Source organism: Pseudomonas sp. B1-22 (genome assembly GCF_050474425.1).
Classification (GTDB): domain Bacteria; phylum Pseudomonadota; class Gammaproteobacteria; order Pseudomonadales; family Pseudomonadaceae; genus Pseudomonas.
In genome coordinates, this window is sequence record NZ_JBCHVH010000002.1 from 1,034,784 (window position 1) to 1,048,279 (window position 13,496).

The window sequence follows — 13,496 nt, forward strand, 5'->3', positions numbered from 1 at the left end:
CTCCTTGGGCTCGGTGGTGTGGAAACAGGGCTCGACGCGCGGCAATCCCATCGCTACTCGGCAACCCGGGCGGTATCGCTGATGGCATTGCAGGTGCTCGGATCCAGGCAGTAGGTGATGTACACCGCCTGGCGCCCACAGCCGCGGGCGCCGATGGTGTATTCGGTTCGGTTGTTCACGTTGGCGAACCGAACCTGGGTGACCTTGCTCGACAGGACCGAGACGGTCACATCCTGGCAATTGAGCTCGAACCTGGCGCGCGAGACGGTCGCGTTGATCGCGGCGCTCTGGTTCTGCGCAAGAAACTCCTGATCGGTCATGCAACCGGTCAGAGGGAGACAGCTGAGTGCCAGCGCGGCAAAAGCGGACCGAAGATACATAGCGACTCCTAGTGAGGACGGTTCACCGACAGCCCAGCGGGACAGCTGGAAAGGCTGCACCAGAGGCCGTAGCCCGAGGCGGGATTCGCTACCTTAATCGGCATCCGGAGCGCTGAAATCGGGGCGGAATCAGATACGGACAGGCCCGAGATCAGTTACGCCAATTTCCTACAGGATCTGAGCAAGACTCCGAGAAACTACTGCGCGTAAACGGTCTTGCATCGCAAAAAAAGAACGGGCGTACCGGTCTCCCGATACGCCCGTCAGGGGCTTGCCATTGCTGGTTTGACGCCGAGCCCTTCGAAACTTTCATCCATGCACCGGACGGGTCTGCACGCCGGCGGACGTCACTCCTTGAGGCAGGCGATCCGGTAGAAACCGTCCTCCACCTCGACGCCATGGGTGTCGTGGGCGAAGCCCGGGAAGCGCTGATCGAAAGCTTCCAGCGCCTTCAGGTAACCCAGTACAGGTCCGTCACCCGCACCGGCATTCTCGCCCGGCATCAGCAGCGGGATGCCCGGCGGATAGGGCACTACGCCGGTCGCCACGGTACGGCCGCTCATTTCGTCCAGGGTCAGTCGCTCGATGTTGTTCTTCACCAGTTGCTCGTAGGCGGCAGTTGGCGTCAGGCGCGGCTCGGGCAGCAACGAGAAGGCCTGCCCCATCAGGGTGGTGGTCTGCAGTTCGGCCATGTTTTCGAACATCCGGTCGCAGAGGTCCTTGAGCCCCATGTCGCCGTAGCGTTCCGCCCAGCTGGCGACCAGCTGCGGCAGCGCGCGTGACAGCGGAAGGTTCGCGTCGTAGTCGCGTTTGAAGCCCAGCAGCGCGTTCACCAACGTGCCCCACTTGCCCTTGGTCACACCAATGGAGAAGAGGAACAGCAGGGTGAAGTCGGTGGTCTTCTCCACCACTATGCCCTGCTGCGCCAGGTAGGCCGTGAGCACCGCAGCGGGAATGCCGACCGGCATCAGCGCACCACTGGGCGAGACGCCCGGCGTCACCACCGAAACCTTGATCGGATCGAGCATGCAGTAGCCATCCTCGATCTCGCCAAAACCGTGCCAGCGAGCGCCCGGCGCCAGGGTCCAGCAACGCGGGTCGCCGACCAGCAGCTCCTCGTCCGCCTCGAAGAACCGCACCTTGCGGCCCGTCTTCGGATCACGCACCTCATCGGGCTGCCAGGCGTCGAAGAACCAGTCGCCCTGCTCGGCGAAGTCGTTGTTCAAGCGCGCCAGCAAACGACGGAATGCCACCGCCTCACGGATCGCATCAGTGGTCAGCGCCATCCCGCCCTGTCCGTCCATCATCGCTGCCGACACATCGTTGGAAGCGATGATCGCGTACTGCGGCGAGGTGGACGCGTGCATCATGAAGGACTCGTTGAAGCGCGCGTGATCGACCGGGTTACGCCCATCGCGCACATGGATGAACGAGGCCTGGGACAACGCCGCCAACAGCTTGTGGGTGGATTGGGTGGCGAATACCGTGGGGCGATCCGCCGTGTGCTCCGCCGGATCGCCATGCATGGCGTGACGCTTGTGGTAGAGCGGGTTGAAGCGCGCATAGCCGTACCAGGCTTCGTCGAAGTGCAGGCGGTCGACACTCTGGCCGAGCAGCTCCTCGACTCGCGCCACGTTGTAGCAAAGGCCATCGTAGGTGGAGTTGGTAATGATCGCGTGGCGCGGCGTAGGGTCGATGCCCGAGTGCACCAGCGGGTTGTCGGCGATATGACGCTTCACCGCCACTGCCGTCAGGCGCTCGGGCAGGATCGGGCCGATCAGGCCTAGATGGTTGCGTGACGGCACCAGGTAGGTCGGGATCGCCCCGGACATGGTCATCGCGTGCTCGGCCGATTTGTGGCAGTTGCGGTCGCACAGGGCGATCTGATCACGAGTGACGCTGGCCATCAGGATGACCCGGTTGGAGGTCGAGGAGCCGTTGGTAACGTGGTAGCTGCGATGGGCGCCGAAAACTCGCGCAGCGTAACGCTCGCTCTCGCCGATGGGGCCGCTGTGATCGAGCAGCGAGCCGAGGTCGCCGACGGAGATCGACAGGTCCGAGCGCAGCAACTCCTCGCCGAAGAAGTCGAAGAAGGCGCGCCCGGCCGGGGCCTTGAGGAAGCCGGTGCCGCCGGTATGGCCCGGGGTATGCCAGGAGTATTCGTAGACGCGGGAGAACTTCATCAGCGCCTTGAACATCGGCGGCAACACCACGTCGCGATAACGCTCGACGGCGGCAATGATCCGGCCACCAATGAAGTCGGTGGTGTCTTCCAGCAGCCAGATGAAGTCGTCCGACTGGCGCAGCGCCTTCAGGTCGATAGAAGCTGCGTTGCCGCGCGATGCCATGAGGAAGACAGGCAGCTGCGCATGCCGCTGGCGCAACCTGTCCAGCACCGGCTGCGCCCCGTCGGGCAACTCCCAGTTCAGCAGCACGCATTGCAGGGCCGGGTTCGAATCGATGACGGCACAGGCGTCGTCGGCGGTCGCAGCGAGCAGCACGGTCACGCCACGACGTTCGAGATCCTGAACCAGCGCACGCGCAGCTCGCCCCGCTGACGAGGGCTGCTCCAGCGCCTCGTGGACCATCAGCACCACGACATCCAGTGTGTTCTTGGTAACGGACTCGGACATGGAAACTCCTTGAATCGGCTGGCGGCACTCGAGCCGCCAGCCAGGCAGGCGCCTGCCCCGCCTTCAGCGCCATCGGAGAAGGCGCGTGCAGGCGAAGGGATCAGTTGGAGGCGGGTACCACGGCGGCCGGTGCGGCAGCGGTGGTGGAGACGGCGGCTGCCGGTTGCGGCACCCGGGGACGCAGGTTGAGGTTGTCGTGGCGGCCGACCGAGACCCAGAACATGGCCACCAGCGCGAGGATGGTCAGCGCCAGGGTGCCGAAGCGGATCCAGCCCGGCGACACGCCGCCCGGATGCACGCCGGTTTCCTCGACGGTGCGCATGCTGTTGATCGACAGCTCGTAGAAGATGATCGTGGAGACCACGAAGATCAGCGACCAGCGGGTCTGCTCGCCATCGGAGCCGACCATCGCCCAGAGGCTGTAGATGGCCGCGATGATGCCGACGAAGGTGTAGAATCCATACTGCCGCGCGGGCATCTTTTGGTAGCCCATCACCTTGATGGCGATGGCCGAGTAGATGTAGGGCAACAGCGTCATGATCACCGCGATCGACGCGATCTTGCCGAACTGTTCGCTGGCGGTGGGCGACATGGTCGCCAGCACCTGGATGCTCATGATCGCCGCGACGATGGCCAGGCCTGCCGAGGGCACGCCCTTGGCATTGACCTTGGCGAAGACCTTGCCGAACAGACCGTCATCCGCTGCCGCCTTGGCGGTCTGCCCGACCAACAGCGTCCAGCCGGCCAGCGAGCCGAGGCAACCGATCGCCGCGCAAAGGGCCACGATGTTGGCGGCGGTATCACCCAGCGCCAGACGCGCCGCATCGGCGAAGGGGGCACTGGAGGCGAGCAGGTCCTTGTTCGGGATCATGCCCATGATCGCCGTGGAGCTGAGCACGTAGCAGACCGCTGCGATCAGGACGCCGCCGACCGTCGCGATCGGCACGTTGCGCGCGGGGTCGCGCACCACGCCCGCCGACACAGAGGCGCTCTCCACACCGATGAAAGCCCAGAGCGTGTAGTTCAGCGTCGACCCCACCGCCTCGAAGCCGCTCTTGCCGGACACGTTCCAGCCCGCCTCGTAGATGTCGCCGCTGAACCAGAACCAGCCCAGCAGCGCCATGCCGATGATGGGGAACAGGGCGAAGATCGTGGTGAACGACTGCAGCTTGCCGACCACCGACGGACCGAGGATGTTCGCGTAGGTGAAGAACCAGATCACTGCGATCTGCCCCAGGGCGGACACCAGCGGGTCCTTCAGGCTGGGGAAGAAGTGAGAGAGGTAACCCAGGCCGGCGACCGCGAGGCCGACGTTGCCCACCACGTTGGCCAACCAGTAGATCAGGTTGGTCTGGTAACCCATGTAGTTGCCGAAGGACTTCTTCGTATAGGCATAGGGGCCGCCCGCCGCAGGATCGATCGCCGATAACTTGGCGAAGACCAGAGCCAGCGACACGGCGCCGACGATGGTGATGAACCACCCGTAGAGGGCGATGCCACCGGTGGTGGCGAGGTTGGCCGGGAGCATGAAAACCCCCGAGCCCATCATGTTTCCCGCCACCATCAGGGTGGCCGCCACCACCCCGATCTTGTTGCTGTCGGCTTGTTCCATAGCGTGACTCCAGGAAAGTGGAGTCACGATTCTTGTGCCGCCGCCAAGGGCCTCGAAATCGCTCGGATTCCCAAAGCACAGGCCGAAAATTCCTTAGGCAGCTAATAATGAAACAGCACTGTTCCAGGGGATGCAGGCTCACAACCTGGATAACGCCCTCGCTGCTAGCGCGGCACTTCCTTGCCGTCCGCAGCAATGCTCACCGGCTCCTGCACCTGGCGCGTGGCGGGGATCTCCCGCGAGCCCAGCTCATTGCCCACCAGGTTCAGCGGGCCGGCGCCCTCCCCGGCGTTGTGCTGGAACTTGGGCGGCGTGTGGCTTTCGTCGTAGCGCAGGTAGTAGACCTCGCCGGCCTTGGCCTCCAGGGCGAAGCCTGAGATCAGAGTGAAGTCCAGGGTGCCACCGGCAAAGAAGGTCCAGAAGCTGCCCAGCAGCGGGCGACGCATCTGTAAGGGATAGCTGCCCGGCGCGAAGGTCATGGCGAAGTAGCCGTTGCTCGGCAGGCTGCCGATCAGCTCGTTGTTGAGGAACAGCCCCGGCGCCTCCAGCTCCTCGTCGGACCACTGGTTCTGCGGACGGTAGATGTACACCGTCGCATGCTGCGGATCGCTCGGCTGCGCACTGAACATCGGGCCATCGAGCGCGCCGAAGAACGCACCGGGCGAACTGCAGCCGGCCAGCAGCAGGAGGAAGGCGCACAGGGCCAGTCGGAGCATGGGGTGTCCCTCTTATGGTTATGCCCGGAGCATAACCACGGCACCGCGCCTTGCCACCCGTCGAAAGTCCGGGTCTCCTCAGCTGAGGATTTGCAACCGCCCCGTCGTGAACTGCTCCGGCCAGTCGCGGCGGGTAAATACCTGCCCTTCGCGGCGTACCCGGCGTACTTCGTCCAGGTCCAGGTCGTGCAACAACCAGCGGCTTTCCGAAGGCATCAATTCCTCGCTCAGCGCCAGCACGCCATCTGCAGGCATGCCGTAGTCCGGCGGCACGTAGAGGCCGGCGCGGCCGACGTTCTCGTCCAGGGCCGGCGACCAGGGCGCGAGGCCCACCGTGGGCGAATGCAGCACCGCGATCTGGTTCTCCAGCGCACGGGCCTGGGCACCGATGCGCACGCGGTGGTAGCCGGCCTCGGTGTCAGTGCAGCTGGGCGCGAGGATCAGGTCCACCTCCTGCTCGGCGAGGGTACGCGCCAGTAGCGGGAATTCGTTGTCGTAGCAGATCAGGATGCCCAGCCGGCCAAATTCCGTCTCGAACACGCGCAAGCCTTCGCCACCGACAATGTTCCACTGCTCGCGCTCGAAGCGCGTCATCAGCAGCTTGTCCTGGGTGCCGAGCAGGCCATTGGGGCCGAACAGCCAGGCGCGGTTGCGGTAACGGCCGTCCGCGTCGAGCACCGGTGCGGAGCCCGGCACGAAATAGAGGTTCATGCGCCGCGCGATGGATTCGCACAGCGTCAACCACTTGGGCAGCCAAGGCTGCAGGCCGGCGATGGAGCCGTGCAGATCGCTGCGCACCTCCATCGGCAGCAAGCCGCTCAGCACCAGTCCAGCATATTCGGGCAGCACCAGCAGGCGCGCGCCCTGCCCCGCCGCTTCGGCGCAGAGGTTTTCCAGGTGCTGCGCGTAGGCCTCCCAGTTTTCGTGCAACTCGATGGCATACTGGCAGGCGGCAACACGGATCATCAGGTCAGCTCCTTGAGCCAGAAGGACATGGGCTTGGCGCTTTCGCCCGACTCGCCAACGTCGCGCCAGTGGTACTCGGTGTGCAGCTCCGGATGGGGAGTGAAGCCACGGCGCCGCCAGAACTCATCCAGCGTCCGGTAACCGGCGGGGCGCGCCGGATGGTCCGGCGGCCGCTGCACTGCGCAGAAGGCGCACCAGTCGAAGCGTTGCAGCCCCCGCGCATAACGCTCGCGCTCCTCGAAGAAGCGCAGGCCCAGGCCGGTATTGCGGTAGGCCGGCAACAGCACCGATTCGCCGAAGTAGAAGATACGCTCGGGGTTCCAGCCCTGTTCGAGGAAGGGCCGCTGGAACTCGTCGGTCTCGTCCGCCAGCGGCAGGCCTGTGGAGGCGCCGACCACGTGGCTCCCATCGAGCACCAGCACGCACAAGCTCCAGGGCGAGCGCACGTAGGTATCCAGGTAGTTCGCCTCGTATTCCGGGGTGCCTTCGTAGAGATAGGGGAACTCGCGGAACACGGTGATCCGCAGGCGCGCCAGATCATCGATGAAGGGGCGGATGGCGCCGCCGCTGAGCAGGCGGATGTCCGTGGGCATGGTCGTTTTCGTCCGCTGGATGCCGCAAACGGCAAAGTGATGGCTGACAGGTCAACCTATCATGGCCGACAAACCCGCCTTAAGCCCTACCCGCGACAGGAGCATACCCATGCACGCCAAGGCCCTGATCAGTGCCTACTACGCCGCCTTCAACGCCGGCGACATGCCCACCTTCCTCGGCCTGCTGCACGAGGAGGTGGTGCACGACATCAACCAGGGCGAGCGCCAACAGGGCAAGGCGGCCTTCGCACGCTTCATGGAGCACATGAACCGCTGCTACCGCGAGCGTCTGGCGGATATCGTGGTGATGGTCAGCGACGACGGCACGCGCGGCGCGGCGGAGTTCGTCGTGCATGGTGAGTACCTGAGCACCGACGAGGGCCTGCCGCCGGCCAACGGGCAGACCTACGTGCTGCCGGCCGGCGCCTTCTTCGAGATCCGCGACGGCAAGGTCGCGCGGGTGACCAACTACTACAACCTCAACGACTGGCAGGCGCAGGTGGGTTGAGGTCGGCGCGCATCGTGATCCATCGGTGCATTGCAGCTCGCGAGCATGGCCCGCTCCTACAAGAGCAGCGGCACCGAGTTTCCCTGTAGGAGCGGGCCATGCCCGCGAACCGTCGGCAAGGCCGACGGCAAAGGCTCAGGACTCCGTCACCACCCGCGACCGTGACGACGGCACCGGCAGCAAATGCCGCACCAGCCACTTGCGCACCGGCACCACGCAGCGCTCCTGCACCAGCACGCAGCTCGTTACCATGAACAGCAGGAACAGCGGGTACAGCCACAGCGACAGCTGCTGATGGGTCGCGGCGTCGACGCAGAAAGCCCAGTCGGCCAGACAGTCCCCCGGTGCGCGGATCAGCTTCTCGGTCCGCGAGAACAGAGTGAACAGCGGCACGTGCAGGGCGAACAACGACAGCGACGCCGCCCCCAGGCGCGGCGACCAGCGGCGGATCAGGCTGCTGCCGGAGTCGCGCGGCAACGCACTGAGGTACACCAGCATCAACTGCGCCGGCAGCAGCAGGCCGTTGTGCAGCAGGAAGTACCAGAACTTGGCGCCGTGGGTGTAGAGGTAGTCCGCCACCAGGAAATTCAGCAGCACGAAGCCCCCCATGGCCAATGTCAGCCCGCGCCCCGGCGTGCGGCCGGCATCCTTGTACTGGCGGAACAGCCCGTAGGCGACGATACCGCTGAGGAACTCCGGCAGGCGCAACAGCGGGTTGCGGTGCAGCAGGCCGGTCCAGGGCATGCCGTACTCCTGGCTGGCCACCACCAGCAGCGGCGGCACCAGGTACAGCAGCCAGAGGATGATCAGCAGCCGCCACTTGTGCTGCACACGCGCCAGCCTAGGCGCCACATAGGGGAAGCAGAGGTAGAAGAAGAACAGCGTCGACAACGACCACAGCGGCGCGTTGAAGGTCAGGTAATACGGGTTCCATGCCTGCATCATGGTGAGCTGCAGGATGCTGTTGAACAGCAGCTCGCGGTCGCTCATCCAGTGATGGAACAGCTGCGGCTGCAGTCGCCCGATCACTTCGTTGGTGTCGTAGATGACGAAACGCGGCGTGGCCTGGTTGATGTCCGGGCCGATGCCCAGTCCACTGACAGTCAGCAGCACGGCGATTGTCAGCAGGATCGAGAAGATGTGCAGCGGGTAAAGGTTGGACAGCCGCTTGGTGAAGAAGCTGCGCGGGCTTTCACGCAGTTGCCCGTCGCTGACGTAGACGTGGCAGAGCAGGAAGCCCGACAACACGAAGAAGGTGCTGGTGGCAAAGAACCCCAGACTGGTCAGGTCGTCGAGGCCTGCGAACTTCTGCTCCGCCGGGTAGCTGTGCAGGGTGTGGTAGATCACCACGTAGATACCCAACAGGAAGCGCAGCCACTCCAGGCCGATGAATCGTTCCTTCTGAATCGTACTCAACGCCGCTCTCCTATTCGAAAAACCGGTTCGGGCGCTCCGCCGGATCAACGCCGGCGGTCGAGAAAATTCACCACCAGCCGGTCGAGGGAGCCCCATAGCCGTTCACGCACGCGCTTCCACCAGGGCCGGGCGTGCCAGCTGCCGAGGTCTATCTCGCGGCTCTGCTCGAAGTCCGTGCACAAACACTCGGCGACCGCCGCAGTGAACTGCGGATCGAACGCTTCTACATTGGCCTCCAGATTGAAGCGAAGGTTCCAATGATCGAAGTTGCAGGAGCCGACACTGGTCCAGTCATCGACCAGTACCATCTTCAGATGAAGAAAACGTGGCTGGTACTCGAAGATCCGCACGCCCGCACGCAACAGGCGTGGGTAATAGCGCTGGCCAGCATAGCGTACCGGCGCATGATCGGTGAGCCGGCCGGTAAGCAGCAGCCGCACGTCGACACCGCGTTTGGCGGCCTTGTGCAGCGCACGACGGACCTTCCAGGTCGGCAGGAAATACGGCGTGGCCAGCCAGATGCGCGTGTGTGCCCCACGCAGTGAGCGAACCAGCGACTGCAGGATGTCGCGGTGCTGGCTGGCGTCCGCGTAGGCGACCCGCGCCAGGCCATCCCCCGCACTGGGGAGCGGCGGCAGGCGGGTCAGCAGTACCTCCTCGCGGGGCTTCCACGCGCGCACGCCGAAGGTGGCGTGCCACTGGCGCTCGAACAGGCGCTGCCAGTCGGCGACGATGGCGCCGGTCATTTCCACCATCACTTCGTGCCAGTCGCTGCGGTTGTCCCGCGCCGACCAGAACTCGTCGGTAGCGCCCGTGCCGCCGACATAGGCGATGCGTCCGTCCACCAGCAGCAGCTTGCGGTGATCGCGGTACAGGTTGCGCAGCCCGCCCTTCCAGTTCAGCGGGTTGTACTGGCGCAGCTCGCCGCCCGCCTCCACCAGCTGCCGCGTCCAGGCGCTGGAAAGCTTCAGGCTGCCAAAGGCATCGAACAGGCAGCGCACCCGCACACCGCGCGCGCAGGCAGCCAGCAGATGGTCCAGAAGAGCCTCGGCGCAACTGCCGCTCTCCACCAGGTAAAGCTCCAGCTCGACCTGGCGCTCGGCGCTGTCGATGGCTTCGAACATGCGCGGGAAGAAGCGCTCTCCATCGCAGAGCAGGGCGAAGCGGTTGGCGCTTCGCCAGGGAAAGATCGGTCCACTCACCGCGAGGCGAAGATCAGCACGGCGCCCACCGGCACCGACAGGCCGATACTGTTCAGCCCGGCCAGTTTGCGCAGCTGGGCCACGCCCGGGGCCAGGCCGAAGTCAGCGGCGTTGACCACCACCGGCGAAAGCGTCACCACCTGGAAGCGGTGTTCGTCCAGGCGGGTGATCAGCACGTCGGTGCGATAGTCCTTCGACTGACCGCGCAGCTCCAGGCGCAGCGGCAGACGCATCTCCATCTGCACGCCACTGGCCAGGTCAGTGATCGGCCGCAGGTCCAGACGGGCGGTGATCCGCGCATCCGGGTACTTCTCGGTGTCGAACAGCGTCTCGCGCACCCGCTCGTCGCGCAGCGGAATGCCGGTGCTCACCGAGTCCATCTCGATGCGCAGTTCGGCCTGACCCTGTTCGTCGACCTTGCCGTGCATCACCAGGAAGCGGCTCACCTCGGCGACATCGGTGTTCTTGCTGGTGACGAAGGTCAGCCGCGACGACTCGTAGTCGAGGTACCAGGCAGCCTGGGCGGAGACGGCGAATCCAGCCGCGAGGAGGAAGGCGAACAGCGAGCGCATGAAATCCCTTACATGAAAAACGGACGGAACAACGGCCAACGATAGCGGCCCGCCGATAGCTTGCAAACCAGCCGACAGGCGAGCCCTTGGGCAGACGGCGGCACCAATGGTTCAGTCGGCGAGCAGCGCGGGAATCCCGGCCACCAGCGCATCGATGGCGCAACGGATCTTCGACGGCATGTAGCGGGTCTTCGGCCACACCGCGTGGATGTCCAGCGGCGGCAGGTTGCAGCGCCCCTTCACCACCACCAGCTCGCCCAGCTTCACATGCCGCGCCAGCAGCCAGGAAGGCAGGCGCGCCAGGCCGAAGCCCGCCACGGCAGCAGCGGTGATCGCCTGCAGGTCGTCCATGCTCAGCTGCGGGTCGATGTCGATACGCTTCGCCTGGCCCTCGTCGTCGCGCAGGTCCCAGGGCGAAGTGACGCCGGCGACCGAGTAGCTGATGGCGGCATGGCCAGCGAGATCGTCCAGGCCGCTGGGCATGCCGTGCTCGGCGATATACGAGGGCGCCGCACCGATGCTGGTGTACTGCACGCCCAGCTTGCGCGCGGCGAGCGTGGCGCTGTCGCCCAGCGGGCCGATGCGCACGGCAAGGTCGAAGCCCTCTTCCACCAGGTCGACACGGCGGTCGGTGAAGGACAGGTCGATCTTCAGCGTCGGGTACTGCCGCGCCAGCTCCAGCATCAGCGGTACCACGCAGAGGTGGCCGAAGGAGATCGGCACGCTAACCCGCAGACGTCCACGCGGTTCCAACCGTCCACCTTCCAGCACGGTGTGCGCGGCGTCCAGTTCCGCCAGCGCGCGCACGCAGCTGTCGTAGAACACCTGGCCATCGTCGGTGAGGTTCTGGCTGCGCGTGGTGCGCTGCAACAGGCGCACGCCGAGGCGCGCCTCCAGCCGGGCAATGGCCTTGCCCACCGCCGAGCGCGTGAGGTTCAGGCGCTCCGCCGCCACGGCGAAGCTGCCGGCATCCACCACCTGGACGAAGGTGGCGATGCCATCGAATCGGTCATCCATCGGCCTGCCCTTTTGAATCCTGACAAGCACCAATGATGGGACGAAATGGAGTCAATAGGGAACCTTGTTCTCTTCCAGAATGGAGGTCCTGAATTGGAGCCGCCCTCATGACCACCATCCACAATCCCCGCAACCTTGTCGCCCTGGCCGCGGTGTGCCTGTCCTCGATGATGTTCGGCCTGGAGATTTCCAGCGTGCCGGCCAGCCTGCCAGCCCTGGAGCGCGTGCTGCACGGCGATTTCCAGGACCTGCAATGGGTGATGAATGCCTACACCATCGCCGTCACCAGCGTGCTGATGGCCGCCGGCACCCTGGCCGACCGCTTCGGCCGCAAGCGCCTGTTCGTCATCAGCCTGGCGCTGTTCGGCCTCACCTCGCTGCTCTGCGGGTTGGCGAGCAACATGCCGACCATGATCGCCGGGCGCTTCCTGCAGGGCGCGGCCGGCGGGGTCATGCTGATCTGCCAGGTGGCGGTGCTGACCAGCCAGTTCAGCGACCCGGCCGAGCGCGTCCGCGCCTTCGCCGCCTGGGGCGTGATCTTCGGCATCGGCCTGGGCTTCGGGCCGATCATCGGCAGCGCCATCGTCGCCCTGGCCAGTTGGCAATGGGTGTTCCTGGTGCACGGGCCGCTCGCCCTGCTCACCCTGACCCTGGCGCAATACGGCGCAGTGGAATCCCGCGACCCGGACGCCGAAAGGCTCGACCTGGGCGGCATGTTCAGCCTGTCGCTGGCCGTGCTCGGCACCGTCTTCTACATCACCCAAGGCGCCGACATGGGCTTCACCAGCCCGCGGGCGCTGGCGATCCTGCTGACCAGCCTTGCCTGCCTGGCGGCCTTCATCGTGATCGAACGCCGCGTCGCCCACCCGATGTTCGACTTCTCCGTGCTGCGCATCCGCGCCTTCTCCGGCGCCATGTTCGGCTCGGCGGGGATGAACGTGAGCTTCTGGCCGCTGATGATCTACCTGCCGGTCTACTACCACGGCGTGCTCGGCTACGACGACGTGAAGGCCGGCTGGTCGCTGCTCGCCTACACCCTGCCCACGCTGGTGGTGCCGCCCATCGCCGAACGCCTCGCGCATCGCTTCCAGCCGGGCTGGGTGATCCCCGGTGGGCTGTTCGTGATCGGCGCCGGCTTCTTCCTGATGCTCTGGGGCAGCACCGCCGAGGACGCCAGCTGGCTGACCCTGCTGCCCGGCTGCGTGCTGGCCGGCATCGGCCTGGGCCTGACCAACACCACGGTGACCAACACCTCCACCGCCGCCGTACCCGCGGCACGCGCCGGAATGGCCTCGGGCATCGACATGAGCGCACGGATGATTTCCCTGGCACTCAACATCGCGGTGATGGGGTTGCTCCTGCTCTGGGGCGTCGCTGCGGGACTGTCGAGCGTGGAAGGCGAAGCGCGTCTGCAACTGGCCGCGACCATCGCCAGCGGCCAGCTGGGTGCCGACGATCCGGAACGTGCGCGGGCCGCACTGGTGCAAGGCTTCGGCTGGGTGCTCGGGTATGGCGGTATCAGCGCCTGGCTGTTCGCCGCGGGCAGTTTCCTGGTCTTCGGCGCGCATCGGCGGCCGGGGCGTAGACTGGAAGTCGCCCGATCCTGAAACGCAGGAGAACCGCCATGAAGATCGCACTGCTGTTCGTGCTCATCCTCGCCACCTCCGCCAGTTGTGGTTTCGGCTTCCAGGTAGAGCACCAGGTGCCCACTGTCGCGGTTACCACGCCAGTCTGACCCGCGGCTAAAAGCTGCGCTTTTCCTTGGGTATCGGCCTGCAATAGTGAGGCAGCCTTTCGTAGGAGCGGACTCCGTCCGCGATCAGCTGGCAAGGCCGGCGTCAGGCGGGTTCGCGAGCAAGCTCGCGAACCGCACGACACGCG

General features: G+C 65.5%; 12 protein-coding genes. 2 read left to right on the forward strand and 10 right to left on the reverse strand.

All coding sequences use genetic code 11. The features are described 5' to 3' along the window. Window positions 1-53: 53 nt before the first annotated feature. The 6 genes from ACQ5BL_RS11610 to ACQ5BL_RS11635 form a co-directional block, all read right to left on the reverse strand. Window positions 54-320, reverse strand: coding sequence for a hypothetical protein (locus ACQ5BL_RS11610; protein ID WP_243806514.1), 267 nt, complete (start codon window positions 318-320; stop codon window positions 54-56). Window positions 321-727: 407 nt separating this feature from the next. Then, window positions 728-3,013 (reverse strand): Orn/Lys/Arg decarboxylase N-terminal domain-containing protein, encoded by a 2,286-nt coding sequence (locus ACQ5BL_RS11615; protein ID WP_243806516.1) that lies wholly within the window; start codon window positions 3,011-3,013, stop codon window positions 728-730. Window positions 3,014-3,113: 100 nt separating this feature from the next. Further along, on the reverse strand, window positions 3,114-4,625 hold the full coding sequence (gene adiC / locus ACQ5BL_RS11620) for an arginine/agmatine antiporter (protein ID WP_430293127.1): 1,512 nt from the start codon (window positions 4,623-4,625) through the stop codon (window positions 3,114-3,116). Between the two features lie 164 nt (window positions 4,626-4,789). Continuing rightward, the gene (locus tag ACQ5BL_RS11625; RefSeq protein WP_243806520.1) at window positions 4,790-5,341 is read right to left on the reverse strand and encodes a DUF2846 domain-containing protein; all 552 of its coding nucleotides are present in this window, start codon (window positions 5,339-5,341) and stop codon (window positions 4,790-4,792) included. A 78-nt stretch (window positions 5,342-5,419) separates the two neighbouring features. Next, window positions 5,420-6,307, reverse strand: a complete 888-nt coding sequence (locus ACQ5BL_RS11630; RefSeq protein ID WP_243806522.1) for a carbon-nitrogen hydrolase family protein — start codon at window positions 6,305-6,307, stop codon at window positions 5,420-5,422. After that, the gene (locus tag ACQ5BL_RS11635) at window positions 6,307-6,900 is read right to left on the reverse strand and encodes a GNAT family acetyltransferase (RefSeq protein WP_243806524.1); all 594 of its coding nucleotides are present in this window, start codon (window positions 6,898-6,900) and stop codon (window positions 6,307-6,309) included. Before ACQ5BL_RS11635 ends, ACQ5BL_RS11630 begins: the two co-directional genes overlap by 1 nt. Window positions 6,901-7,009: 109 nt before the next feature. Between ACQ5BL_RS11635 and ACQ5BL_RS11640 the strand changes: the two genes are divergently transcribed. Next, the gene (locus ACQ5BL_RS11640) at window positions 7,010-7,408 is read left to right on the forward strand and encodes a nuclear transport factor 2 family protein (RefSeq protein ID WP_243806526.1); all 399 of its coding nucleotides are present in this window, start codon (window positions 7,010-7,012) and stop codon (window positions 7,406-7,408) included. A gap of 135 nt (window positions 7,409-7,543) precedes the next feature. Here ACQ5BL_RS11640 and ACQ5BL_RS11645 read toward each other — a convergent pair whose 3' ends face one another. From ACQ5BL_RS11645 to ACQ5BL_RS11660, 4 genes are all read right to left on the reverse strand, one after another. Then, entirely contained in the window at window positions 7,544-8,824 is a 1,281-nt protein-coding gene (locus tag ACQ5BL_RS11645) for an acyltransferase family protein (RefSeq protein WP_207886041.1), read from the reverse strand. Window positions 8,825-8,868: 44 nt separating this feature from the next. Next, on the reverse strand, window positions 8,869-10,026 hold the full coding sequence (locus ACQ5BL_RS11650) for a phospholipase D-like domain-containing protein (RefSeq protein ID WP_430293128.1): 1,158 nt from the start codon (window positions 10,024-10,026) through the stop codon (window positions 8,869-8,871). After that, window positions 10,023-10,598 carry a YceI family protein gene (locus ACQ5BL_RS11655; protein WP_243806529.1) on the reverse strand — a complete coding sequence of 192 codons (576 nt, stop codon included), beginning with the start codon at window positions 10,596-10,598 and terminating at the stop codon, window positions 10,023-10,025. The genes ACQ5BL_RS11650 and ACQ5BL_RS11655 overlap by 4 nt, the downstream gene beginning before the upstream one ends. Before the next feature lie 111 nt (window positions 10,599-10,709). Continuing rightward, a complete protein-coding gene (locus ACQ5BL_RS11660; protein WP_243806531.1) occupies window positions 10,710-11,615 on the reverse strand; it encodes a LysR family transcriptional regulator in 906 nt (301 codons plus the stop codon). Window positions 11,616-11,722: 107 nt separating this feature from the next. Here ACQ5BL_RS11660 and ACQ5BL_RS11665 point away from each other — a divergent pair, with 107 nt between their 5' ends. Beyond that, window positions 11,723-13,222, forward strand: coding sequence for an MFS transporter (locus tag ACQ5BL_RS11665; protein WP_243806550.1), 1,500 nt, complete (start codon window positions 11,723-11,725; stop codon window positions 13,220-13,222). Window positions 13,223-13,496 lie beyond the last annotated feature (274 nt).

Excerpts from the sequence above, each read along its gene's own strand:
- ACQ5BL_RS11610 (WP_243806514.1), bottom strand. The coding sequence starts at position 320 with ATGACCGATCAGGAGTTTCTTGCGCAGAACCAGAGCGCCGCGATCAAC.
- adiC (WP_430293127.1), bottom strand. The coding sequence starts at position 4,625 with ATGGAACAAGCCGACAGCAACAAGATCGGGGTGGTGGCGGCCACCCTG.
- ACQ5BL_RS11615 (WP_243806516.1), bottom strand. The coding sequence starts at position 3,013 with ATGTCCGAGTCCGTTACCAAGAACACACTGGATGTCGTGGTGCTGATG.
- ACQ5BL_RS11640 (WP_243806526.1), top strand. The coding sequence starts at position 7,010 with ATGCACGCCAAGGCCCTGATCAGTGCCTACTACGCCGCCTTCAACGCC.
- ACQ5BL_RS11660 (WP_243806531.1), bottom strand. The coding sequence starts at position 11,615 with ATGGATGACCGATTCGATGGCATCGCCACCTTCGTCCAGGTGGTGGAT.
- ACQ5BL_RS11635 (WP_243806524.1), bottom strand. The coding sequence starts at position 6,900 with ATGCCCACGGACATCCGCCTGCTCAGCGGCGGCGCCATCCGCCCCTTC.
- ACQ5BL_RS11625 (WP_243806520.1), bottom strand. The coding sequence starts at position 5,341 with ATGCTCCGACTGGCCCTGTGCGCCTTCCTCCTGCTGCTGGCCGGCTGC.
- ACQ5BL_RS11630 (WP_243806522.1), bottom strand. The coding sequence starts at position 6,307 with ATGATCCGTGTTGCCGCCTGCCAGTATGCCATCGAGTTGCACGAAAAC.
- ACQ5BL_RS11655 (WP_243806529.1), bottom strand. The coding sequence starts at position 10,598 with ATGCGCTCGCTGTTCGCCTTCCTCCTCGCGGCTGGATTCGCCGTCTCC.
- ACQ5BL_RS11665 (WP_243806550.1), top strand. The coding sequence starts at position 11,723 with ATGACCACCATCCACAATCCCCGCAACCTTGTCGCCCTGGCCGCGGTG.